The sequence below is a fragment of the Photorhabdus luminescens subsp. luminescens genome (genome assembly GCF_001083805.1).
Classification (GTDB): Bacteria; Pseudomonadota; Gammaproteobacteria; order Enterobacterales; family Enterobacteriaceae; genus Photorhabdus; species Photorhabdus luminescens.
This window is the reverse complement of sequence record NZ_JXSK01000007.1, coordinates 128,776-152,763: the sequence shown is the minus strand read 5'-3', so window position 1 is coordinate 152,763 and position 23,988 is coordinate 128,776. Positions and strand designations below refer to the sequence as shown.

Below are 23,988 nucleotides of genomic sequence, written 5' to 3'. Positions count from 1 at the left end.
TTGCGATCTTTCTCCATTTCATTGGAAGGGAAGCTTTAAAATAAAAGGAATATGATATGAGTACATCTGATACGACTCTTTATACTCAAACCCCGACAGTCAGCGTGTTAGATAATCGCGGCCTGTCCATTCGTGATATTGGTTTCCACCGTGTTGTGGCGGGCGGGGACACTGACACCCGCGTCACTCGTCACCAGTATGATGCCCGTGGACACTTGAACCACAGTATTGACCCTCGCTTGTATGATGCAACACAGACCAATAACTCGGTGAAGCCTAATTTTGTCTGGCAACATGATCTGGCTGGTAATGCCCTGCGGGTAGAGAGTGTCGATGCTGGCCGTACTGTCACATTAAATGATATTGAAGGTCGTCCGGTAATGACGATTAATGCGACAGGCGTTCGTCAAACTCGTCGCTATGAAGACAACACGTTGCCCGGTCGTTTGTTATCTGTGAGCGAGCAAGTTTCCGACCAAGAGACTTCTCAAGTGACAGAGCGCTTTATCTGGGCTGAGAATACAACAGCGGAGAAAGAGTACAACCTCTCCGGTCTGTGTATACGCCACTACGACACGGCGGGAGTGACCAGATTGATGAGTCAGTCACTGGCTGGCGCTATTTTATCCCAATCTCACCAATTGCTGGCAGAGGGGCAGGAGGCTAACTGGAGCGGTGACGACGAAACTGTCTGGCAGAGGATGCTGGCGAGTGAGGTTTATACAACACAAAGCACAACTAATGCCATAGGGGCTTTACTGACCCAAACCGATGCGAAAGGCAATATCCAGCGTCTGGCTTATGACATTGCTGGTCAGTTAAAAGGGAGCTGGTTAACGGTGAAAGGCCAGCGTGAACAGGTGATTGTTAAGTCTCTGAGCTGGTCAGCCGCAGGTCATAAATTGCGTGAAGAGCACGGTAACGGCGTGATTACGGAATACAGTTATGAACCAGAAACTCAACGTTTGATTGGTATCACCACCCGACGCGCCGAAGAGAGTCAATCAGGGGCGAGAATATTGCAGGATCTACGCTATGAATATGATCCGGTGGGGAATGTCGTCAGTATCCATAATGATGCTGAAGCCACCCGCTTTTGGCGCAATCAGAAAGTAGAGCCTGAGAACCGCTATGTTTATGATTCTCTGTATCAGCTTATTAGTGCGACAGGGCGTGAAATGGCCAATATCGGCCAGCAAAGCAACCAACTTCCTTCACCCGTAATACCTGTTCCTACCGACAACAACACCTATACCAATTACCTTCGTACCTATACTTATGACCGTGGCGGTAATTTGGTCCAAATCCGACACAGTTCACCTGCGACTCAAAATAGTTACACCACAGATATGACCGTTTCAAGCCGCAGTAACCGGGCGGTATTGAGTACATTAACGACAGATCCAACCCAAGTGGATGCGCTATTTGATTCCGGCGGTCATCAGCAGACGTTAATGCCAGGGCAAAATCTGGATTGGAATATCCGTGGTGAATTGCAACGAGTCACACCGGTGAGCCGCGAAAATACCAGTGACAGTGAATGGTATCGTTATAGCAGTGATGGAATACGGCTGCTAAAAGTGAGTGAACAGCAGACGGGTAATAGTATTCAAGTACAACGGGTGACTTATCTACTGGGATTAGAGTTACGCACAACTGAGGTTGCAGATAAAACAACTAAAAATTTGCAGGTGATTACGGTAGGTGAGGCGGGCCGCGCACAGGTAAGAGTATTACACTGGGAAAGCGGTAAGCCGGCAGATATCGACAACGATCAGGTGCGTTACAGTTACGATAATCTTCTCGGTTCCAGCCAGCTTGAACTGGATAGCGAAGGGCAGATTCTCAGTCAGGAAGAGTATTATCCGTATGGCGGCACTGCGGTGTGGGCAGCGAAAAATCAGACAGAAGCCAGCTACAAATTTATTCGTTACTCCGGTAAAGAGCGGGATGCCACTGGATTGTATTATTACGGCTATCGCTATTATCAGCCTTGGGTGGGCCGATGGTTGAGTGCTGATCCGGCGGGAACCGTGGATGGGCTGAATTTGTACCGGATGGTGAGGAATAACCCAATCACATTGACTGACCCTGATGGATTAGCGCCGTCTCCGAACCGAAATCGGAATACATTTTGGTTTGCTTCATTTCTATTTCGTAAACCTGATGAGGGGATGTCTGCGTCAATGAGACGGGGACAAAAAATTGGCAGAGCCATTGCCGGCGGGATTGCGATTGGCGGTCTGGCGGCTACCATTGCCGCTACGGCTGGAGCGGCCATTCCCGTCATTCTGGGGGTTGCGGCCGTAGGCGCAGGGATTGGCGCGTTGATGGGGTATAACGTGGGTAGCCTGCTGGAAAAAGGCGGGGCATTACTTGCTCGACTCGTACAGGGAAAATCAACATTAGTACAGTCGGCGGCTGGCGCGGCTGCCGGGGCGAGTTCAGCCGCGGCTTATGGTGCGCGAGCACAAGGCGTTGGTGTTGCATCAGCCGCTGGGGCGGTAACGGGGGCGGTGGGATCGTGGATAAATAATGCTGACCGTGGGATAGGTGGGGCTATTGGGGCTGGGAGTGCGGTAGGTACCATTGATACCATGTTGGGTACTTCCACCACTTTTACACATGAAATCGCGGCAGCAACGGGGGGTGCGGCTGGTGGGATGATCACCGGTACACAAGGGAGTACCAGAGCAGGTATCCATGCCGGTATTGGCACCTATTATGGCTCTTGGATTGGCTTTGGTTTAGATGTCGCCAGTAACCCCGCTGGACATTTAGCGAATTACGCAGTGGGTTATGCCGCTGGTTTGGGGGCGGAAATGGCTATCAACAGAGTAATGGGCGGCGGATTTTTGAGTAGGTTCTTAGGCCGGGCTATCAGCCCACATGTCGCCGGTTTAGCCAGACAGTTAGTGCATTTCGGTGTCGCCAGACCGGTCTTTGAACCTATATTTAGCGTTCTCGGCGGGCTTGCCGGCGGCATTGGAACGGGTCTGCACAGAGTGATGGGAAGAGATAGTTGGATTTCCAGAGGGTTAAGTGCTATCGGCAGCGGTATCGATAATATTGCTGGTATGATTGGTAATCAGATCAGAGGCAGGGTCCTGACCACAACAGGGATCGCCAATGCGATAGACTATGGAACCAGCGCCGTGGGAGCCGCACGACGAGTTTTCTCTTTGTAGTTAATATTTTGTAGTCAACATTGCCTGAAATCTCCGTCCAATATTGGGCGGAGATTTCAGGGCCGGGAGCAGCCGCTTTATTACCTCAATCATTAATCGCTGCTTTTGAGATTATAAGGTCATCGCAGATTTATATGTCAGATTCTGAATCGCTTTGCAGAAAAGTTTCGTAATCTTGACCGCCGTAGAAGATGCCAATAATAGAAACTAATTCAACATCGCTATCAACATCAAAAGCAATCACGGTTCGTTTCTTGTAATTGGTAATCCGTAAGCCGGAACAAATATCATCACGTTGAGTCCCGCGATGAAGAAAAGTTTGCAAACTCTCGCAATACCGTCTGTATAACGTATTGCAGTGTCTGGGGAGGCAGTGACAGCTATATAGTGGTTAAAGTGTCACCAATTGCTCTGAGGACTCTGGTGAAAAGACAACACGATAGCTCACTTTAATTCTGCTTGCGTTCAGTAGCTAATCTTGCTCGTACTTGGTTAACAGTCAGTGCTCGTGCCGGATCCGTTTTCATGGCATCGTACGCAGGGACGACTTGTTCGCGTAACCAGCTTTCAACCGCACGATCACGGGCCATTAACGCACGCAGGCCATCCCGAATAACTTCACTTTCCGTGGCATATTCTCCCGTCATGACCTTAGTTTTTACTACATCAGCCATTTCATTTGGCAATGTAATACTGAATTGTTGTGTAGTTCGCATGGCATACCTCCAGTTAGGTGTGTAGGATTTAATCCTACTCTGAAAATAAATATATGTCCAAAAAATAGACTCATAAAACAAAGAATTTTGGTGCCTATCCAGGTTGCAGATCGGCAATTATTCGCAGCAGTTCTGGTCTGGGCGATCAAGGTGTACACTGCGCTCAATATTAACTTGGTGGGGCATCTGAGCCGCCAGCCGCGTAACAAAGATGGCCTGTTGTGTCTGCTACGTTACCACTTTGGCTTGCCGGTGACGCGACGTTTTCAGGTGTTGCAGGTCGCACAGCCGGACGAAGCATTAGCTTTACAGATGGTACGTAGTCTGTCCAGACAACTAGAGCGACATCATGGCGTGTTATTGCTGGATGAAGCTCTGGAAGCTGCGGTATCGCTCTCTCATCGTTATATTCCGGCCCGAGTTGCCTGATAAAGCAATAGTCCTGCTTGACACCGCTTGCGCACGGGTGGCGGTCAGTCAGCCGACAGTATTGGAAGATTACCGCTGTCAGCTTGATGCACTTCAGGTTGAACAGGAGGTTATCAGCGCCTGTACCCGACAGGATGGTTTGCCGGATGTGGAAATGCTGACGCATCAGTTACGCCAACCGCTGCTACGGACATTTCCCGCTGCTCTACTTGGCCGTCTGACGATCATCCCTTTCTTATCGTTGAGTAATGAAATGCTGGAAAAGATTGTACAACTGCAATTGGCGCGAGTAACCCAACGCCTGTGGGAAAATTATGGTATTGAAGCGCAGTTTGACCGCTGAGTGACACAACAGATTGTGGCTTGTTGTATGGAACAGGAATCTGGCGTCCGCAGGGTTGATTCCATTATTACCAATATCTTATTGCCGCAGATTAGTCGTAAATTGCTGACAGCAACAATGGAGAATCAACGTTATTCACAATTGAAAGTCGCTTGGGAGAACTCGGCATTTGAGTGTTATTTTTGTTGAGATTGCCATATGTGCATAAAAACTTAAGCCTATAGAACATAGTGAGTATTGAATACCCAAAAATCTTTGCGATAGTATGTAGGAAGCGTTAGAATTAATTTTAATTAAGTAATCCTTGTTCCGATTTTTAGGTGGTGTTGTATGAAACTTCAATCAGCACGTGATATTAAGCAAGTTCAGCATAAAATTTACGGTAACTACCTACGTCAGATTGAATCCGGTGAACGTGAATCGATGCAATTCATGCCTAAATCTGATCTTGGTCAATTACAACACTCAACCAAGCTGAAAAAGCAATTTAGTTTTGCTTAATATCTCAATTTAAGACAATATAAGCCATCTTAATTTTAAGGTGGTTTACTTATGTCTCATATAGAACCTCTTGACCAGTTGTATTTACTTAACCGGGAATTAATGGAACATGCAGATAATTTTACCGCACCAGTTATAACTATTGGTGGACAGGCAATACATTATTGGGTTACATGGTATTATAACAACTATAGTGTTAAGCCCCTTAGTGAATACATAACCTCAAATGATGTAGATTTTTCTGCACGCAAAATAGATGTAGAAGCTATAGCTAAAGCACTAAACGTTTCTATTCAACATAATGAAAATAATCCACCGCCAGCAATAGCCATATTTGCACTTAAAAATAAAGATACGGGAAAGATAAAGGAATATAAAAATAAACTATTTGTGAATAAACAGATTTATAATGAAAAACATATTGAAATACCAAATGTCGTTGATATTATCGATTGGCCTGCGGGTTTTGAGCTTAGTGACTTTCAAGCAAATAAATTATCTTTAAATACTGAGGTGTTTTATATTCCTATTACAGATTTGAAATATACACCTCATTATAATGTTAGAATAATTAATCCAATAGCTTGTATGAAATCCAGATTTTTCAATGTATATTCAAAGGTAAAAACAGATATAATACAAGAGGTTGAGAGAATAAAGGCTCTTTGTATTCCTGTACTGATATTCTTGTATGAGAAATTTGAAAAGTATGATTTCAGAGAAGCAAAGAGATATTTTTATAAATTCTTGGAAATTGTAGAGAATACATATTATAAACGATTGCAGGTTGAGTATAATATCAGGCTAGACAAGGTGTTAGAGGAGTTTTATAATGTGTTGTTAGAAAGTTATGGTGATTTTTGTGTGCCCAGTATGTTCATGGAAAATGAATTTCCGTCAATTATTAAAAGAGTAAATAATAAAATGAACAGAAAAAAACTTCAGATCTACGCACAGAATATTATAAAGAAGGAAAATATATAATAGTACACTTTAGTTTTCACATAACTTTATCAATTAACTATTACAACTTAAAAAAACTTTGTGTTATTCAATTTATTGACAGTGAGATTAATTTTGACCATTTATCTATATAAGGTAATGGTTGTAATAAGTCGGGCTGCAAGGTTATAAGGCAGATTATCTTAACATAATGAACTGCATATTTTTATACGTGATTTTATTAATAATAACGTGTTAACCGAGAGGTGATAGCGTTATTATTAATTTGGAATCCTGTCCTTTCGAACAGGATTTTGTCAACGGATTGGCTTCATTGTTCATGATAGCTGGCATCATTAATGGGACGAAGTTATCACCCGTATTTATTAATCATCACTATTGTCGAAAACAGCATTTAATTTTTGTTGGTAAACGCTAAGGAAAAAAGCGTTGAATAACGTTGACGATTGTTGACGTATCTCTTCGGCGGTTTGTTGATAGCGGTTAGTAAAATTATCCCATAACCTTGCTTTACGGTGTTGTGTGTTATTCATGGGCCAAGTGGGCAACAGAGACATTGTTTTCGTCGCAGGACGGATCAAAACGATTGATTACCATGTTAAGGCAATAGAAAAGCGCTTCTTTCATTGCCTGTTCATGGGCATCTGTCATTGGATATATTTGGAGTTACTGAAAACCGGTGAGATCAGCAACGAACAGCTACAATTGGTGGAAACAGCTCACCAATGTACGCTATCTTTATTATTTATTATCAATAAATTACTTGATTTTTCGCGCATTGAAGCCGGGCAGGTTGAGTTACAGTACGCGGCCAGCCAGTCGCTACCGCTGCTGGATCAATCAAGACGATACAGGGAATGGCACGCAATAAAAGGTTGACGCTAGAAACCTTCGTTGCTGCTGATGTGCCATAGGTATTAACGCTTGATACAAGCCGTGTAAGACAGATTTTGGTGAATTTGTTAGGAAATGCCTGCAAGTTTACCGATAATGGCGGAATTTCTCTGACTGTCATCCGTTCGGATAACACGTTGATTTTTGATGTTACTGACAGCGGATGTGGTGTCGCTCCAGAAAATATCGTCTCGGTATTTAATCCCTTTTATCAGGTACAGGAACATGCACAAGGAACGGGTCTTGGGCTGACGATTGCGGCTACGCTAGCTAGGATGATGGGAGGAAATTTGGAATTTAACAGCACGTTTGGCTTAGGCACTAGTGTGATGTTTCAATTGCCACTTAACGTACCGTGACAGCCCTGGCGTATGCGGGTATTACTGGTTGATGACTCAGTGACCAATCGGGACATCATTGGCATGATGTTGGCGCGATTGGGGCAGGATGGTACAGAAGCATTATTGTTGGGGCAGTGTGATGATCTGGAAACTACTCGGCGTTGGCGTATTGATTCTGACAATCAGGCCCCAGAATGCATGATTGTCGCTTTGACGGCAAATACAGTTGCCGAAGAGAAGGAACGTGCGGTTCAGGCCGGGATGAATGATTACATATCCAAACCGGTTACGATTAACCAATTGGCCCAAATATTAGAGATGACGGCTGAATATCAGTTGCGGCGCGATATTCACCTGAAGGTGCAACAGGAAACAGACAAACCGCTGTTGTCCATGAATTTGTTGCGTATGCAGGAAAAGGTTCGCAGGGAATTATTAACTTTACTTGACGAAGCTGAACAACATGTTACTCAACAGGAGGTATTAGAAAAGCTCTTACATTCCATGAAAGGAGTGAGTGGGCAGGCAGGGCTTAATTCATTGTTATGTAGGATTGTTGAGATAGAAAAAAACAGTAGAAACTCACCGTCTTAATATGATGAGAAAACTTAAAGTTCATAAGGTGATTGAATTACTTAAATACTCAAGAAAATTGGGATTAATAACTTGATCATGCGGATAGTGTTAATGCTACCGGATGGTAATTGACTACTAGCAATAGCATGCAAAAACAGCTCGATTATAGGGCTGTTTTTGTATTTGTTAATAATATACATGAGCGAAATTTAGGATGTTTTTTAAATATTTCACACTGAATAGATCAAAGAGTGGATAAAGCGATGGTGCCAATTTATAAAGATGATGGTTGATGTAAGTTAAATTCATCCATTTTGATGAAAATATTTAATAATTTTCAAACAAAAAATTAAATTTCGTTGATATTCATTTTTATTTAATCTTAATAGATATAAAAATTAACTTTTAAAACATTATCTTAATAATTTTAATTTATGAATTAAGTATTGCAAAAATTGTATTTGACATATTTATTGATAAAGTAAAATAATTATTTCAAATATAACTGTTGATAAGGTTTTATGGTGGTAAATTAATGGATTAATAGCATTGTGTTTTTGGGTTTTTATTGTCAGAATTAAAAGATTAAGGTTTGAAAATAAAAATTTAAAATAATATTTATATAACATGTGAATGATGAATAATATCCCTATTCTAAAAGGAATATATCACTCTATCCTATTATCGTCAGGTAATACTGACAATTTATAACCGTTTATGTTATCAAGCACGAGGGAAAAATAGATGAATACTTGGAGTGATTTTAATACTCTGACTACGCTGAAAATTAGTTTTACTGACAGTATTGCACGTAGTGCTACCATTTATGGTAATGGTAATAATCAAGTCAGCGTCAGTATCCGGGTTAAGGCAATTGATAAGAAGCAGAAACCGATAATATTGGATGGGGAAACTTTGTCCAGTGCATTATATCTTTGTGATTATCGTACCGGAGAAGAAATTCCATTTAATACAGACAGTGATTCAGTGCGTTATAGTCGTCAGAAAAACGAATATTGCAATGCCGTGAATTACGATGGTGCTATCAGGTCACTCTCTTTTGGGAGTCGCGGGGCAAAATATGCTGTTGGTGGTGACGGTAGTGTGCTCATTGATTTTTACATTAGTGCGGGAAAAATGGTGAACAGCAAACTCATTGCTGCTGGAATTCGTGTGCCGAACGTTGGGGCGTTTGATACGTCAGAAACCGGCACTGCCACGCCTAATGGCCCTGGTGGTCATGCATTTAGGAATGTTTCTTGTGTCAATATCAAAGTATTGTCTCCTATCAATTATGGGGTTTCTGAAAATGTGAAAATAACTTCTCTGGGTGAACAAACAATCAGTAATTCATTACAATGGGTTTCTCGTTTTTCTACTTTGGGGCCCTGGAAAGAGCATTACACTGGAAAATGCCAAAGGGCTATTATTTCAATTCGTCCGAATGTAGAGAAAACAGGAGGAGATAATAAATTCATGCATCATGAAATCAGTTATTCTCCTGTGAATAATGATAATATTAGTCAGGATACTATTAAATGGGATGCGATTGGCAGTGATGATTATCCTTGTTTCTCTGTTATAAAAACAGGCGGAAGGAGTGGCGCGCCTTGTGCGGTGATTGGTAGAGGAATTGAACGTGATGATTATCAGGTGAATATTTTCTATTCTCGCAAGAATAAGGTTGATTTAGATGGTTATTTTTTTGTTGGCGACAATAGTTATTATTACCGTTTCGCAGCAAAAGCTAATGAAAATCACATGGAAGATGATGAAGGGGGCGCTGCGACATTATTATTGTATAAGTTTATTATGCCAGAAAATAATTGTGCACAGTATAACTGGATCGATGCTATTAATTCTCCAAATGTAGTTGTAGCAGATGCTTACGGTAACAAAGGGGAGTTCAAGCTGTTTTTTAACGATAGCGATCATTTTGATATTCCGGCTTTCTCTGAATCATAACAATCTTCATTTTTCTTTTATAAAAAGCAAGGGCCGGGTGTCCTGGCTCTTGCGATTTCGTAATTAATTTTTATTGAACTCTCTTTTGGAAATCATTATGAATAACATGTTCACCTCACAGGCAGGTAATTTTTTTAGTGCCTTGCAGAGCGGTGTTGATCCACGTACTGGGCAATTTAACGTTAATTTTCCGTTGGCACATTTTAATGCTAATAATCTACTCGGACCACAACTTGATCTGACCCTCAGTTATTCCCCGCTGAATAACAATAATATCGGCTTTGGCACAGGTTTTTCATTCGGATTGACCCAGTTTAACTATGAAACCAATTTGCTGGAACTTAGTAACGGCGAAAAATACCGGGTAGAGTCAGGCACAAACATTGTACGCAATAAAAAGTTGAATAATTTTAGCTTTAATTATGCCAATGGTAACAGTGATGAAAACGGTTATATTGTCGTTTGGAAAAATGGGAAAAAGGAGTACCTTACTGCCGTTGCTGACGGTCAAACGTTTGTCACGACAAAAATGACTTCCCCTACAAACCGGGAAATAATGCTAACCTGGGGCTGGAGTGGTTCATTTCCCCTGTTGGAAAGTATCTGCGATGAACAGCGTTTATTGTGCAATATTACTTACGACACCATTGTTAATGTGATTATCTGGCCAAGTTCGGCAGAAGAATATGCATTGCGTTTTGCACTTCAAAATAACGATACTATTTTGAGTAATATTAGCAGGGTGGTTTCGGACAGTGAAACGCTCTATTGGTTATTTGATTATAGTTATGCAGGGAATGATGACAGTAGTTATTTGCTGACGAAAGTGACTTTTCCAACCGGTGTGCAGGAATTTGTTAACTATAACAGTGTGGAGGGATTGTCCTTTCCAGATAATGCTAGTCTCTCCTGGTTGCCTGTTGTAGCTCAGCATACGCGTGTTCCAGGGGCTGGTCAGGTTGAAACTGTTACCGATTATGAGTACACCAGCCACAACTTTTTGGGTTATAACAGCGATTTCGGTAGCTGGAGTGAGAACAGCGACTACATTTTCACGACCCTGACGGATTACACCTATGGTTCTACGGAAACCGTGACTTGTGCCGGGGTGACCGTGACTACCCGCCGTACTTACAACAACTATCATTTTCTGGCGTTGGAAGAAGTGACACGTGATGGTTGCTCGCAGTTAACTCAGACGGATTATTACGCCGAGAAAAATACATTTATTGATGGGCAGCCCCTGCAATTCCAACTTCCTTGTCGTCGTACTATTACTTGGATGGATAGTGAAGGTCATAGCCGTCAAGAAATCACGCTTTCTGAGTTTGATGAATACGGTAATCCGATTCGTGAAGTACGTCCAGATGGAACGACGGTAACGACTGCTTGGTATGATGCAAAGGGGGAAGAGGGGTGTCCGGCAGAACCAAACGGTTTTGTCCGTTTTATGAAACAGCAGTTGATAACACCACCCGCGACGGACTATGACGTTCCGGTACAATCCACACAATATGCTTATGTACTACTGGGTGATACTCATTATGTAGTGCAACAGAGTAAATCTGCCTACAGTGGCGATACATTGTTGAACATGCAGACAACGACTTACGAAAATAATAAAAGTAGCCGCGAGTTTGGTCGTGTTTCTGCCATCACAAACAAGATATATGACCTGTCTGATAGTTCGAAGTCTTACTCATCCATGCAGACATTTGTAACCACGGTTAATAACGGCGTGATGACACAGAATGTGGTATTCACCGGTCATGATGGTTTAAGAACCACTGTCGAGCGTGTGCAATCGATATACAGCGGGCGAATACAGGGTGAAACAAATGTGCAGGGCATTAAAACTCGGTATGTTTATGATGCGCTTGGGCGACTACTGACCCGCACTCATTGCCCGGATTCGGATTATGAAAATACTACGACCTGGAGTTACATGCTGACTCCCGATGCGATATTTACAACAGAAACTAATGCATCCGGTAACGCGGTCAGAACCTATTTCGATGGCAATGGGCGTATTATCAGTCAGCATCAGTATGATGCTGATACTTCCTCCTCATGGCGTGAGATACAGTCATATTCCCATAATGCATTGGGCGAGGCGGCAGCAAGTGAGAGAAGTGATTGGTGGATAGATCGTACCAACAGCCCTGTGCAGTGCGTCATGACGGCGAAAAATACCTACGATGGATGGGGGGCAATAGCGAGCACAACGTTTACAGACGGTATTTCTGATCAGCAGGTTACCAGCGCGGTGTACCTGACACGCACTATCAGCCAGCATGGCACAATAAGCAACAACACGCTCAAAAGCGGCGCTGTATTGACACAATATGACGTCAGCCAGCGGCCACTGAGTGTAACGCGCATCGATACTAGCGGGGCCATGCAAGGGGAGCGCAAGTATGAGTATGACGGGTTAGGCCGCCTGCGCCGAGAAGAAGATGAGTTGGGTAATATTATTCTACGAACCTATGATATCTATGGGCGAGTGGTAACTCAGACGTTGCCTGACAGGAGTGTGGTGAGCCGCACTTATGCGCCGCACCTGACCGGCAACAATGTGGCAAGTATCAGCGTGACAGGGCCTGACAGTGCTACAAGACTCATGGGGACACAAACTTTCGACAGCTTGGGACGACTGACGACAAGTATTAGCGGTGGACGCATCACCACGTATACCTATGATGGCGTATCGCCGGCGCCTGCCACTGTGACAACACCTGCGGGTGACGTCCTTAACTACACATATATCCCGGAGCTGGATAACGCGATTAGCAGTATAACGGCAAAAGATCTTACCCAAGTATTTACATATCATCCGGTAACCGGATGGTTGATAGAGGCGAAGGAGACTAATGGGGCTGCTATCATCCGTGAATGGTATCCATCCGGCAGCCTTAAAGCAGAAACCACGAAATCAGTGTCTGGTATTTCCCGTAGTACAAACTACGCCTGGACGCAGGGTGGACAGCCGATAAAATGCACGGACATCACTGGAGCTCATACTCAGTACGCCAGAGATGTTTACGGCCGAGTGATTAATATGAGTGACAGCGCTTTGTCGGTCGCTCTGAACTATGACGCACTGGGTAGACTCAGTACGCAAACAGTAACGGATACCGTTACACAGGCCAGCTTGACGACTAAACTCACTTACGACGATTTCGGGCGTGAAGTAGGCCGGGTGGTAACAGATAGCGTGGGAACGGTAGTGAATGTTACGCAAGCATGGCGGGCGAATGGTCAGCTTGCTGAGAGGGTGACTTATCGTCATGGGGAAACTGTACGAACAGAGGTATACGGCTATGATGTGCGCAACCGATTGGTCAGTTATACGGTTAACGGTAGCACTCTTCCACATGATCCTTACGGCAATGAGATGGCTGTACAAACTTTCAGCTATGACGTACTCAATAACCTGACATCGGTTATCACAACATTATCGAACGGTACGACTAATACCGCCACCTATCAGTATGAGAATGATAAAGACCCAACGCAGTTGACGAAGGTAAAACATACCCATAGGTCTTATCCGGCTGCCATTACGTTGAATTATGATGCGAATGGTCGTATGACGCAGGATGAGGCGGGGCGCATACTGAAATATGATGTTACAGGGCGTTTAGTCAGCGTTAGCGGAAACAATATAAGCGGTGGTACCTATGGTTATGATGCGCTCAATCGTTTGGTATCACAGAACGTCAATCATGATGATTTACGTGAGTTGTATTACCGAGGCGATGAGCTGGTTAATGAGGTATTGACATCACAATCGCGTGAAATCCGCCTAATTAAAATGGGCCATTCCTGTTTCGGTGTGAGTGATGCGGGCAGCCTGACGCTAGTAGCAGGAGACCAGAAGAGCAGTACCCTATGGTCCCGTAAAACAAGTGAAAATAGCGGTACATTGCATGCATGGTCTCCCTATGGTTCTGGAAAGCCAGCGTCTTCGTTGCCAGGCTTTAATGGTGAGCGGTTAGACCCGGTAAGCGGAACCTACCATCTGGGTAATGGCTATCGTGCGTACAATCCGGTGTTGATGCGTTTCAACTGTCCAGATAGTTTGAGTCCATTTGGTGCGGGTGGGATTAATCCATACGCGTATTGTGTGGGAGATCCAATAAACCTGGCTGATCCATCAGGTCACCTGAGTGGTCAGGCGATTGCCGGCATAGTGCTTGGTTCGATAGGTCTGTTGGCTGCAATATTTACTGCCGGTGCGTCTATCGCCGCGGCAGGTGGTGTGATGGCCGCTATCGAGTCTGCGTCAGCGGTATCATTAGCGATTGGCGCGGCTGGCGTGGTGTCTGATGTGACAGCAATAGCGAGTGGTGCGGCGGAAGATATAAATCCAGAGGCGTCGTCAGTGTTGGGGTGGGTATCATTAGGATTCGGTATCGCTGGGCTGGCAGGAGTCGGGGCTGCGAAAGCGCTTGCGTCTCGTGGTAGTTACAAGGTTGCGAAAGCGATGAGAGCACCGTTGGGGGAGGATAATATTTTACGCGGTCCTGCTCATTGGGGAGGGAGAGGGCATGGCAATGGATTAGGCGCTGTTACCCGTGATCATCTTGCAAATGCTCCGGCAGGTTCCCGCTGGCATTCAATTCGCCAAGAATGCATGCTCAATAAGGGACATTATGTTTTCGGCGCAGATAAACCAGTAGCAGGACGTGAACTCATGGAACCGCTTGGATTTTTTGCCAGGCGGAATAGCGTGACCCGACGTCCCATTAATATTTTGTCTGGTTCTCATGGTTATTGGCATGGCGATAACTGGACTGCTTCTGCGGGTTTTCCTAATAGTATTCGCGATCCTGGGCTTCTTGAATGGAGATTTTATTTCACGGATGTTAACGAATTTGGACAAGGACAAACTTTAATAGGTATGGATTCCCTAAAAGGAAGGATAAGAGTGATTAATATGGATGGAATGACGGGGGATGAATTTGGTAGATATGTCTTGAATAAAAATGAGCACGTTATTTTAGCGTACTGCTATGGCCGTAACGATGAAGCATTACGATTTTACAGAAATTTGCCGCCTGTTGTTAGTTACGGTTAGTCACCAGTTCCTCTTTTAACTGATGCACTGATAACGCTGGCTCATGCTGGCGTTTTTTGTTTTGTGTACGAGGTAATCGCAGATTGTCAGAAAATAGAACTTATTTTAAACACGTTGTAGACATCCTATAATATTTCTTATTTTACATAAAATTATTTTATCTATTCAGCTAACAGGATTATTTTATGAGTACTAAAGTTATACCTATCCCATCATTTGGTCGTGATATGGCTATCAATGAGTCAACTGTTCTGGTTGATCAGGAGCACATCAACAGCCTAATAGAAAAGATTGATATTTCACAACCTGCGGCGGTGATCAGCTATGGCGCCAAGCCTATGGGAGGGATCGCCCGTTTTGCTGATACGTTATTGGAGAATGTACGAACCAAAGAGGCTGATGAGGTAGGGCAGAAACTCTCGGATTTGGTCATGTTTATTCGCGAACATGATGCGCTGTCCCCAGAAGAGAAGAGTAGTCGCTTTCTGAGAAAATTACCGTTGATCGGCGGGATCTTTAAGAAAGTCGAACGCACTATGATTGATCAGAAAACGCTAACACAGCAAGTCGATACCATTGCCACTCATCTGGATAGTGCAATGCTTAATTTGCTACGTGATATCACGGTGTTAGATCAACTTTATGATCGTAATCTGAGTTTCTATAAAGAAATATCGCTCTATGTTGAAGCGGGAAAACAGAAGTTACAACAGATTAAAACGGTGGAGTTGCCCTCATTACAGAGCAAGGCTGAAACGTCTCAAGACATGATGGATGCGCAGAGTGTTAAAGATCTACTGGAAAATATTAATCGTTTTGAACGCCGTCTTCATGATCTGGAACTGTCAAAAACCATTGCTATACAGACTGCGCCACAGATTCGGATTGTACAAAATAACAACCAGCAACTGGCGGAAAAGATCCAGAGTAGCATCCTTTCCACATTGCCAATCTGGAAAAGTCAGATGGTACTCAATCTGTCACTGAAAGCTCAGCATAGAGCGGCTAAATTGCAAAAAGAGGTGGCTGATACGACCAACGATTTATTGCGTAAAAATGCTGAAATTTTGCAACAGAGCAGCATTGCAACGGCCACTGAAGTAGAACGCTCTATTGTTGACATTGAAACTTTGCGTGATGTGCAGAGCCGTTTGGTCAATACGATTGAAGATACAATGCGCATTGCGTCAGAAGCGCGCGTTAAACGAACTGAAATTGAGAAAGAACTCTCCTCAATGGAAGATAATTTACGTCAGCGTTTAACTGCGGCGGCTAATGCACAATATTAGTCATCTCATCAGATGTTTTCTTGACAATAATGGATAATAGATAAGAGTAAAATACCTAATGTCTACACCTCAATCATCGTCTGACCATGATGCGACACAACAGCAGAAGCCGGGAGTGATGTCCCTGCTCGGTAGCATCAGGCGGTCTTTATCACGGGTACTGTTTCATATCAAAGTTTTTGTCCTCGCTTTTATACTGGCTTGTGTTGTTTTGTATACTCCTTGGTCTTTTTTGACCTTGCCAGCCGGTGATGGCCATATTTCCAGTATAGTGCTGTTATCAGGCTATATCGGATTGTTGGCTCTCTATCCGTCGCATCCACATAGGTCGGCGACTTTGGCCGGTTGGTTGGTGGCGGTGTTGAGTGTACTGGCGGGGCTATGGGCTGCTGCGCTGTTGTTTGGTGGGTTAGCGGCTTTATTCATCACGATTATCAGACAACGTAAACTAGAGGTAAGCAGGTTCCCGTTATTACTGATGACAGCGAGTACTATTGTCGCGTTGTTTAGAATTGATGCCCATGCGATTCCTGTTTGGTTTGGTGTCGTATTTTTTGTTGTCGTGCTGGTAACGGTGTTGATTGAGCCTTGGAATAATTTTCGACGGCAGAAAGCGCTGCAACGGCAGCAACAGATTGCTGCTCGTCAACAGGCAGAGGAACAGTGTCGGCAAGATGAAGCACAAGCAGAGTTTACTGAATATTATGAGCAACTGGCTCAGATCAAACGTTATAAGTCTGGTATGGAGAATGAGATACAGGAATTGATTAGCCTAATTGAGGAGAAAACGCAGGCGATCATTGACTGTATGCAGGCTGATGCCAGGGATGTCACTCCCGGTAAGTTATTTCTCAACCGTTATTTGCCAATGATTGTCAAAGCATTGGAACGTTGTGTTTTGTTGGAGGAGCAAAATGCTGATAGCGCACAATTCGAAGAGGTGAAATCCCTGACTTATCAAGGGATAAAGGAAATGAGCGTAGTATTTAGCGAAATGCACCAGCATCTATTAGACAACGATATCGACGATCTATTGGTAGATCTAAAAGTAATGAATCAGTTGATCCGTTCTCAAGGGTTTGGTGTTAAGGATGATTAAAAAATTGAAGAAATTTATGAGAATTATGGCATGAGCTTGTAAATAGATTTTGCCGTTGTCTGTTTTTTTATATGTTCAATCATCTCATGGCAGATGAATTTATGAATGAATAACGGTTGCAGGCATTGACTACTAAGTTGGCTAAAAGTCTTGAAAAAAACTGGAAAGCTTTAGCCAGCTTTCATGCTTTTCATAGCTAGCAAATTCAGATCGTGCTTGATCGCGGTTGTTGTCCGTATCGATCCCGTGTGGAACATTTTTTGAACCCTATAGGTATTTAGACATCGAAATGTTTATAAAAAAATGGGGGCAATTCAGTAGTTTACTTCTTAATTATACAAAAATTTTAATTATTCCAGTCAAAATAGCGGCATTTTTTAACTATTATTGGCAGTCATTATTCAGGACTATTGAAGTGTTAAAATGGGTTTGTTATTTTATTGTTGCTCAAAAGTTATGGGCATAACAACAAACCTATTCAAATAAACGTATTTAAATGAACTCATTTAATTGGAGGGTATCATGCTAGAAGACACCAATGCAGTAATGGAAGACAGCAATGTAGCCACCAATCAGATGGAGTCTAGTGTCAACGATCTCGGTTTGGAAGTTGTGGAAGACATTCCCCAAATTTCAGTATCCCGATCCGTTCAGCCTATTCGTTAGATTCATATTAGGCAAATATAATGTCTGATGTGATTCAAGATAAAGCCTTGATTCCATTATCGTCTATACAGCGACTGGCGCCACTTTATGAGCACATTCGCGTTCATGAGTCCTCCAGCGCTTCTTATGAATATGATCCTATTAAGGCACCGTGCAAAATGGCGCCTCTTCTATTGAAGAGGGTTTTCGAACCGGCAGTTTTTGATGATGCTTTATTTTTTGATTTGTTCGCTAGCATGTCGATAGAAGCTGACCGGGCTATCAATGGTTCATTGCGGTTGTATATCGACGGCATGCAAAGCCCTCAGTATGAGAACGAGGTTTTGTATAATCAGCCTCGTATGGGGGAGACGTTCAAGGACTATGTATCCAGGACCACTGATGGGCGTAAGCTCGGCATTATTGTCAATGGCGCTGAGCAGTGGTCCGATCGATTGGCTCGGATGGGCGCTCGCATTTTTGCGCCTATCGTCGAAGCTCAAGGCGCTTGGCGGAGTGCGGTTGAGGTGACGCTGTTTATCGGCAACTATGGCTATACTCCTTTTGGCATTCACATTGATAATCCTTATACCTCAGTCGTTCATTTCCATACTGGTCCTTCGGCTAAGGAGATGACGCTCTTTAGTAAAGAAGAGTTTCATCGAATGAATGGCGAACAAAAAAATTGTTTCCATCCAGAGCGTTTGGTGCCATATGGCGAGACCTTTGTCATCGAAGCGGGTGATGTTTTTTTGCTGCCGCCGCATTGGTACCATATTGGTAATACAGATAGTTTCTCAATTGGTATTGCATTTGCGGTATCAAAATATTCGGATGCCAAGGTGACCGAAAAAATTCTTCAACATGCTATTACCGAAGAGCGTTTCCAAGGTTCTATTGATGAAATCGTCAAGCGGGCCGAAAAGAATGAGTATTCTCAGGCAGAATGGTTAAGGCGAATACATGCTGAGAGTATGGCAAGAGCTTTAAGCCGTCGGCATCTGCGCTATTCTTTTGTCCGTTTTCAAGACGATGTGATAACTCCAGATACCCGTTTGATTCGCGATCCGGATTTTCCGCTGACCACTATCGAGGTGGAGGAAGATTTGTTGGTTTTTGTCCGTGGAAGCCGCATTCGCCTTGCTCGAAATGAAATCTGTGTCAAATTGATGAAAGTCATTCCTGATATACCATTCAGTGCGCGCGAGCTGTATGAGAAGCTTGACGGAAGAGTATCGCTGGATGTATTGCTTGTCACCGTGGGGCAGTTGCGCAGGCTAGGAGGATTGCAGCTTGCAGCGTAGGACCTTACGTTCATCTCTACACGTTCACACAAATCCCTGCCCCGCTGAATTATAGGTGATTTTATCACCATCGCCCACCATTGATATGACGCCTTGGGCGTTATCTCATGTTTTTCCAAGGCCGATGGAGCCTGTGTGTACAACCTACAGTCAGTGTTCTAAACGTTCGTGTTACCTGTTCATAGAAATTTACATTGTAATAATATTATTAGAACTATTAATTATTTGAATGAAAAATATTTATTATGTATGATTATTATCAGTTTTCCTAAAGTGTTTTATTAAATTTATAAGGATTAGTTCGCAAGAGATAAAAAAACTAAAAAATTGATGATATGTTTGTTATATATAGAAAATTTGCTTTAGTTCGCATGTTTGTCATGTTCTATTGTTAATGGAAATTTATGTATAGGCATTATTGCTCTGTCTTTCGGTAAAGCAGAGTAAAATACATCCCGTCAATGTTGCATGGCTGACTTCATTCTCATGAGCTACTGTTTAGGATAAATGCTATGTTTGAAAGCTTTATGAACGAAGTGCCGAAAGTACACGTTAATATTAAACTGGGCTTCCATACTGGTAAGGCACAGAAAAAAGTTAGTGTCAATGAAAACGACGGTAACAGCATCCTTGCCGAAAATTCCTCTGCTGTATACTTCATTGCTGAAAACTTCCAGTCTGCTGGTTACAACAAAGAAAAAATCACTCTGGCTTTTCGCGATCTGAAATCCAATCTGCTAAACAACGCCATATTCTGTAAAGAACGAAAGACCATTCTGAAAGTGCCGACGCTGAGCAATCACCTGTGTAAGGCGAAAACCAATCTGCTATATACAAAGTCAAAGGTCCCGCCAGAGATAAGCACAACCACCTAAAACAGGTTGAGTTGCACTACGAAAAAATCACCTAGATTGACTAAGGTCAGTAGCAGCATTCGTTTCGATTTTTGAAGCGAGTGGCGTCATTGCACAGTTCGTCAGTGGGAAGGGTAACGTCCGCTGTGTTTTGCCGAGCGTCTGCGGGGGCGGGCGCTTGGCAAAGCATCCTATAAAAAGTAGTCACCACACCTTATGCGCATTGGTCATGGCGAGGGGCGGTAGCGTACTAGAACCGGCATCAGCTATGAGAGAAAAACGTATGGAACGCTCGCTGTTGGAGCGAGGGAAAACTTCAAGATATGTAGTTTTACAATTTTAAAAAGGAGATTGGCGTTGAAAATATCGATTGTTGGTGCGGGTGTTATGGGGTTAGACACCGCGATGGTGTGCGCCGCTTTTGGTCATGATGTTGTTATTCTAGACATTGATCCAACCGTACTTGAGAACATTCCTTCCCGGATAAAAAATGAGTTTAGGCTCTATCGCATGCTTGAGCCTTCACTCAAATCGGTAAATATAAATGAGCTGCTTGAACGAGTAAAAGTGGTCAGTGACTATCAGGAAATTGAAGGGAGTGACTGGGTCATTGAAAATGTGAAAGAAGATCTGGTAGCTAAACAAAATGTGTATCAACGGCTGTCGTCTGTCATCAATGAGAAGACCTACGTCGCTGCAAATACGAGCTGTATTTCAATTACTAAGATTGGCTCATGCTTACCTTATCCAGAGCAAGTTATTGGCTTGCATTTCATGAATCCCGTTGCGCTTAAGAAATGTGTAGAAGTCATTAAAGGTTTCCATACCAGAGACAAAACGCTAGAAGCTTCCCAAGACTTGCTGCAAAGCATTAATAAGAGTGCGGTGGTGGTGGAAGACTACCCTGGGTTTGTTTCGAACCGATTATCTCACCTGTTTATGAATGAAGCGGCTTTTCTGGTACAGGATGGCGTTGCGTCTCCAAAGGATATAGACAAGATTTTTAAAGATGGATATGGCCATTCAATGGGCCCTTTAGAGACGGCTGATCTAATTGGGCTGGATACCGTGGTGAATTCATTACGTGTCCTTTATGACAGCTATCAGGACCCAAAATATCGGTGCTGTCCACTGCTTAAGAAAATGGTCGATGCCGGGCATTTGGGCAAAAAAAGCGGTATGGGTTTCTTTAAATATAAATAATTAGGAAAGTGTGAAAATGAAATCTATTGACACACAAGTTGAAGTCATAAATAAACCAGTTAAATGTGTGATTTGGGATTTGGATAATACTATTTGGGAAGGTGTCTTATCTGAGCAGGATGAGGTGAAACTCAAAGAAAATATTCCCCAGATTATTAAAAAATTGGATAGCATGGGTATTTTGCAGTCTATCTCTAGTCGAAATGATGCCAGTGATGCGATGGCTAAACTTCGCGAATTTGAACTGGATGAGTATTTTATTTATCCGCAGATCAATTGGGGGCCGAAGTCTTTATCGATAGAAAAAATTCAGAAGAATCTGAATATTTCAGCCGATACGTTTATTTTTGTTGATGACCAAATAATGGAAAGGGATGAGGTTAATTCAAGACATCCCGAGGTTGTTTGTATTGATGCTTTAGAATATAAGACACTGCTAGACTTACCGCGAATTGCGAATATGGAAATATCCGATGATGCAAAGTTGAGAAGGCGTCGTTATCAAGATGATATCCTCAGAAAAAGTGAGGAAGAGCAATTTGTCGGCACGCCTGACGACTTCCTCAGTCAATTAGATATGAAATTCTATATCTCCAAAGCCGAAGAGGAAGATCTGCTCCGCGCTGAGGAATTAACTCAACGCACTAATCAGCTCAATTCTACCGGTATTACTTACAGTCGCGATGAGTTATCAGCGCTTATGGCCTCTGATGATCATGACCTGTTGGTATTTGAATTGGTCGATAAATATGGCTCTTACGGAAAAATAGGTCTTGCTCTGGTTCAATATAAAGGTGATACGGATTATATAAAACTTTTGCTTATGTCATGTAGAACCATGTCCAGAGGTGTCGGCAGTATCGCTCTGACTTATATTATGAAGCAAGCTAAAGAAAAGTCACATAATTTGCATGCTGAGTTTAAGCGGACACAGCGTAATAGGCAAATGTATGTAACCTATCAATTTGCTGGCTTTAAAAAATGTCAAGAACTCTCAGATGATACAATAATTTTCTCCCATGATTTGAGTCAAGTTCCTGATTTTCCGCGTTATGTCAAAATTGAAATTAATTAAAAGGTGAGTGTGTGAAAGATTCATATATTATATCAACAGAAATTCGTCATTTTATTGAAAATAATATTACCAATTTAGATGATGAAATAGAATTAAAGGATGACACTAATATTTTTGAAAGCGGTTTGGTTAACTCTTTATTTTCTATGAGACTTCTATGCTTTATCGAAGATAAATTTTCGATCTCGATTCCAGATGAATATATTGAAAGAGAGAATTTTATTTCAATTGAAAAAATGCAACAACTTGTCCAAAAAATACAAGGTTAGATTTTGTTTATGAATAATAAAATGGACCGGCTGGTTAAATTAGCGAAAGAGTTTTCAAATGAAGTACTTCGGCCTAACGCTGGCATGTTCGACCAACAAGGCGGCGTGCCAAAAGACGTTATTACTCAAATGGCCGATTTAGGGTTTCTGGGATCTATTCTACCGCGAGAATATGGCGGTAGCGGCATTGATCCATTGTCATACGGCTATTTAACGGAAGAAATCGGTAAAGGCTGCAATTCCGCCAGAGCATTGCTTACGGTTCACACCAGCTTGGTGGGTGAAACTTTAGTAAGACTTGCCAACGCGGAACAAAAGGAAAAATATCTGCCAGCGATGTGTAAAGGCGAGAAGATTGCCTGTTTTGCATTATCTGAGCCCAATGCCGGGACAGATGCTGGTTCAATTCAAACAACATACGAAGAGACAGATTCAGGCTATCGCATCAACGGCAATAAAAAGTGGATCACCTACTCAGGAATTGCGGATTTGTTTCTGGTTTTCGCCAAGAATGGCGACAAAATCAGCGCCTTTATGGTGGAAAAAGAAGCGGCTGGCTTGAGTCGCACGCCAATGACCGGGCTGTTGGCTAGTCGCGGTGCTTATCTATCCGAGTTGAACTTTGATAACGTGGAGATCTCCAAGGATAATCTTATCGGGCGAGAAGGCGCAGGGTTAAGCTTTGTAGCAAATACTGCGCTCTTTTATGGCCGATACAGTATTGCTTGGGCAGGGGTTGCAATTGCTCATGCGGCCCTGGAGGAAATGGTGACTTATGCTCGTAAAAGAGAACAGTTCGGTAAAAAAATTGCCCAACACCAATTAATTCAAGGCTTAATTACAGATTCAACAACGGTCTTTTATGCGGCAAAAGCCCTATGCGAAAAGATCGGTGAATTAAGAAACCAAGGTAGCCATGATGCAATAATGGAAACAAATATTGCTAAATATCAGAGCTCCCTAGCGGCTATTCAGGTTGCAAATAATGCTGTACAGGTTTTAGGTGGTAATGGCTTATGTAATCACTATCCTGTGGAGCGGTTATATCGAGAAGCCAAAGTGTTGGAAATTATCGAAGGCACCAGCCAAATTCAGCAAGTTTTAATTGCACAACATGCATTAAGACAATTTTATCGTAAACAGTCCGTTCTTTAGATCTCGATATATCAATTGCAACAATAAACCATCATGCCAAATTTATTTGGCGATAATATTTTGAGTATCTTGGCGTCCTATTTGTTCGAAAAATAAATA

At 42.8% G+C, this 23,988-nt stretch carries 22 protein-coding genes and 2 pseudogenes; 21 read left to right on the top strand and 3 right to left on the bottom strand.

What is annotated here, in order from left to right; translation table 11 throughout:
• Positions 1–56 precede the first annotated feature (56 nt).
• Positions 57–3,188, top strand: a complete 3,132-nt coding sequence (tccC, locus tag TI10_RS16455) for an insecticidal toxin complex protein TccC (RefSeq protein ID WP_049584479.1) — start codon at positions 57–59, stop codon at positions 3,186–3,188.
• Positions 3,189–3,318: 130 nt separating this feature from the next.
• On the opposite strand, the gene TI10_RS26705 is transcribed toward tccC, so the two are convergent.
• The gene (locus TI10_RS26705; protein WP_387554761.1) at positions 3,319–3,513 is read right to left on the bottom strand and encodes a hypothetical protein; all 195 of its coding nucleotides are present in this window, start codon (positions 3,511–3,513) and stop codon (positions 3,319–3,321) included.
• A 124-nt stretch (positions 3,514–3,637) separates the two neighbouring features.
• A complete protein-coding gene (locus TI10_RS16445) occupies positions 3,638–3,904 on the bottom strand; it encodes a ribbon-helix-helix domain-containing protein (protein WP_049584478.1) in 267 nt (88 codons plus the stop codon).
• Positions 3,905–4,156: 252 nt separating this feature from the next.
• Here TI10_RS16445 and TI10_RS26145 point away from each other — a divergent pair.
• From TI10_RS26145 to TI10_RS16425, 4 genes and pseudogenes are all read left to right on the top strand, one after another.
• Positions 4,157–4,448 (top strand): annotated as a pseudogene (locus tag TI10_RS26145) (type VI secretion system ATPase TssH); the annotation flags it as partial.
• A gap of 255 nt (positions 4,449–4,703) precedes the next feature.
• On the top strand, positions 4,704–4,865 hold the full coding sequence (locus tag TI10_RS26140) for a hypothetical protein (RefSeq protein WP_244161632.1): 162 nt from the start codon (positions 4,704–4,706) through the stop codon (positions 4,863–4,865).
• A gap of 141 nt (positions 4,866–5,006) precedes the next feature.
• Positions 5,007–5,177, top strand: a complete 171-nt coding sequence (locus TI10_RS25215; protein WP_155416494.1) for a hypothetical protein — start codon at positions 5,007–5,009, stop codon at positions 5,175–5,177.
• A gap of 51 nt (positions 5,178–5,228) precedes the next feature.
• The gene (locus tag TI10_RS16425) at positions 5,229–6,161 is read left to right on the top strand and encodes a hypothetical protein (RefSeq protein ID WP_049584474.1); all 933 of its coding nucleotides are present in this window, start codon (positions 5,229–5,231) and stop codon (positions 6,159–6,161) included.
• A gap of 344 nt (positions 6,162–6,505) precedes the next feature.
• Here the strand turns inward: TI10_RS16425 and TI10_RS25210 are convergent, their stop codons facing one another.
• A complete protein-coding gene (locus tag TI10_RS25210; RefSeq protein WP_162202299.1) occupies positions 6,506–6,673 on the bottom strand; it encodes a type VI secretion system-associated FHA domain protein in 168 nt (55 codons plus the stop codon).
• A 7-nt stretch (positions 6,674–6,680) separates the two neighbouring features.
• Between TI10_RS25210 and TI10_RS26135 the strand changes: the two genes are divergently transcribed.
• From TI10_RS26135 to TI10_RS16360, 16 genes and pseudogenes are all read left to right on the top strand, one after another.
• Positions 6,681–7,019, top strand: a complete 339-nt coding sequence (locus tag TI10_RS26135) for a histidine kinase dimerization/phospho-acceptor domain-containing protein (protein WP_244161631.1) — start codon at positions 6,681–6,683, stop codon at positions 7,017–7,019.
• Positions 7,020–7,093: 74 nt separating this feature from the next.
• A complete protein-coding gene (locus tag TI10_RS26130; protein WP_049584472.1) occupies positions 7,094–7,393 on the top strand; it encodes an ATP-binding protein in 300 nt (99 codons plus the stop codon).
• A 12-nt stretch (positions 7,394–7,405) separates the two neighbouring features.
• Positions 7,406–7,969 carry a response regulator gene (locus TI10_RS26700; RefSeq protein ID WP_049584471.1) on the top strand — a complete coding sequence of 188 codons (564 nt, stop codon included), beginning with the start codon at positions 7,406–7,408 and terminating at the stop codon, positions 7,967–7,969.
• Positions 7,941–8,045: pseudogene (locus TI10_RS25205) on the top strand (LuxR C-terminal-related transcriptional regulator); the annotation flags it as partial. The gene TI10_RS26700 and the pseudogene TI10_RS25205, both read left to right, overlap by 29 nt.
• A gap of 650 nt (positions 8,046–8,695) precedes the next feature.
• Positions 8,696–9,916, top strand: a complete 1,221-nt coding sequence (locus TI10_RS16405; RefSeq protein ID WP_049584470.1) for a hypothetical protein — start codon at positions 8,696–8,698, stop codon at positions 9,914–9,916.
• Positions 9,917–10,013: 97 nt separating this feature from the next.
• Positions 10,014–14,996, top strand: a complete 4,983-nt coding sequence (locus TI10_RS16400; RefSeq protein WP_049584469.1) for an RHS repeat-associated core domain-containing protein — start codon at positions 10,014–10,016, stop codon at positions 14,994–14,996.
• A gap of 185 nt (positions 14,997–15,181) precedes the next feature.
• Positions 15,182–16,285: a toxic anion resistance protein gene (locus TI10_RS16395; protein WP_049584468.1), complete on the top strand. Its 1,104-nt coding sequence runs from the start codon at positions 15,182–15,184 to the stop codon at positions 16,283–16,285.
• Positions 16,286–16,343: 58 nt separating this feature from the next.
• Positions 16,344–17,384 (top strand): 5-bromo-4-chloroindolyl phosphate hydrolysis family protein, encoded by a 1,041-nt coding sequence (locus tag TI10_RS16390; protein ID WP_049584467.1) that lies wholly within the window; start codon positions 16,344–16,346, stop codon positions 17,382–17,384.
• A gap of 522 nt (positions 17,385–17,906) precedes the next feature.
• Positions 17,907–18,050 (top strand): hypothetical protein, encoded by a 144-nt coding sequence (locus TI10_RS25200; protein WP_155416492.1) that lies wholly within the window; start codon positions 17,907–17,909, stop codon positions 18,048–18,050.
• A 20-nt stretch (positions 18,051–18,070) separates the two neighbouring features.
• A complete protein-coding gene (locus TI10_RS16385; protein ID WP_049584466.1) occupies positions 18,071–19,333 on the top strand; it encodes a cupin domain-containing protein in 1,263 nt (420 codons plus the stop codon).
• Between the two features lie 512 nt (positions 19,334–19,845).
• The gene (locus tag TI10_RS16380; RefSeq protein WP_049584465.1) at positions 19,846–20,208 is read left to right on the top strand and encodes a hypothetical protein; all 363 of its coding nucleotides are present in this window, start codon (positions 19,846–19,848) and stop codon (positions 20,206–20,208) included.
• A gap of 157 nt (positions 20,209–20,365) precedes the next feature.
• The gene (locus TI10_RS25195) at positions 20,366–20,530 is read left to right on the top strand and encodes a hypothetical protein (protein ID WP_155416491.1); all 165 of its coding nucleotides are present in this window, start codon (positions 20,366–20,368) and stop codon (positions 20,528–20,530) included.
• A 14-nt stretch (positions 20,531–20,544) separates the two neighbouring features.
• The gene (locus TI10_RS16375) at positions 20,545–21,390 is read left to right on the top strand and encodes a 3-hydroxyacyl-CoA dehydrogenase family protein (protein WP_049584464.1); all 846 of its coding nucleotides are present in this window, start codon (positions 20,545–20,547) and stop codon (positions 21,388–21,390) included.
• Positions 21,391–21,406: 16 nt separating this feature from the next.
• Complete coding sequence (locus tag TI10_RS16370) at positions 21,407–22,465, top strand: HAD-IIIC family phosphatase (RefSeq protein WP_049584463.1); 1,059 nt, start codon at positions 21,407–21,409, stop codon at positions 22,463–22,465.
• An 11-nt stretch (positions 22,466–22,476) separates the two neighbouring features.
• On the top strand, positions 22,477–22,734 hold the full coding sequence (locus TI10_RS16365; protein ID WP_049584462.1) for an acyl carrier protein: 258 nt from the start codon (positions 22,477–22,479) through the stop codon (positions 22,732–22,734).
• Positions 22,735–22,743: 9 nt separating this feature from the next.
• Positions 22,744–23,889, top strand: a complete 1,146-nt coding sequence (locus TI10_RS16360; RefSeq protein ID WP_244161630.1) for an acyl-CoA dehydrogenase family protein — start codon at positions 22,744–22,746, stop codon at positions 23,887–23,889.
• The last annotated feature ends 99 nt before the right edge of the window (positions 23,890–23,988 follow it).

What these genes read in the sequence shown, in the direction of transcription:
- tccC (WP_049584479.1), top strand. Translation starts at nt 57, where the DNA reads ATGAGTACATCTGATACGACTCTTTATACTCAAACCCCGACAGTCAGC.
- TI10_RS16445 (WP_049584478.1), bottom strand. Translation starts at nt 3,904, where the DNA reads ATGCGAACTACACAACAATTCAGTATTACATTGCCAAATGAAATGGCT.
- TI10_RS26140 (WP_244161632.1), top strand. Translation starts at nt 4,704, where the DNA reads ATGGAACAGGAATCTGGCGTCCGCAGGGTTGATTCCATTATTACCAAT.
- TI10_RS25215 (WP_155416494.1), top strand. Translation starts at nt 5,007, where the DNA reads ATGAAACTTCAATCAGCACGTGATATTAAGCAAGTTCAGCATAAAATT.
- TI10_RS16425 (WP_049584474.1), top strand. Translation starts at nt 5,229, where the DNA reads ATGTCTCATATAGAACCTCTTGACCAGTTGTATTTACTTAACCGGGAA.
- TI10_RS25210 (WP_162202299.1), bottom strand. Translation starts at nt 6,673, where the DNA reads ATGAATAACACACAACACCGTAAAGCAAGGTTATGGGATAATTTTACT.
- TI10_RS26700 (WP_049584471.1), top strand. Translation starts at nt 7,406, where the DNA reads ATGCGGGTATTACTGGTTGATGACTCAGTGACCAATCGGGACATCATT.
- TI10_RS16405 (WP_049584470.1), top strand. Translation starts at nt 8,696, where the DNA reads ATGAATACTTGGAGTGATTTTAATACTCTGACTACGCTGAAAATTAGT.
- TI10_RS16400 (WP_049584469.1), top strand. Translation starts at nt 10,014, where the DNA reads ATGAATAACATGTTCACCTCACAGGCAGGTAATTTTTTTAGTGCCTTG.
- TI10_RS16395 (WP_049584468.1), top strand. Translation starts at nt 15,182, where the DNA reads ATGAGTACTAAAGTTATACCTATCCCATCATTTGGTCGTGATATGGCT.
- TI10_RS16390 (WP_049584467.1), top strand. Translation starts at nt 16,344, where the DNA reads ATGTCTACACCTCAATCATCGTCTGACCATGATGCGACACAACAGCAG.
- TI10_RS25200 (WP_155416492.1), top strand. Translation starts at nt 17,907, where the DNA reads ATGCTAGAAGACACCAATGCAGTAATGGAAGACAGCAATGTAGCCACC.
- TI10_RS16385 (WP_049584466.1), top strand. Translation starts at nt 18,071, where the DNA reads ATGTCTGATGTGATTCAAGATAAAGCCTTGATTCCATTATCGTCTATA.
- TI10_RS16380 (WP_049584465.1), top strand. Translation starts at nt 19,846, where the DNA reads ATGTTTGAAAGCTTTATGAACGAAGTGCCGAAAGTACACGTTAATATT.
- TI10_RS16370 (WP_049584463.1), top strand. Translation starts at nt 21,407, where the DNA reads ATGAAATCTATTGACACACAAGTTGAAGTCATAAATAAACCAGTTAAA.
- TI10_RS16360 (WP_244161630.1), top strand. Translation starts at nt 22,744, where the DNA reads ATGAATAATAAAATGGACCGGCTGGTTAAATTAGCGAAAGAGTTTTCA.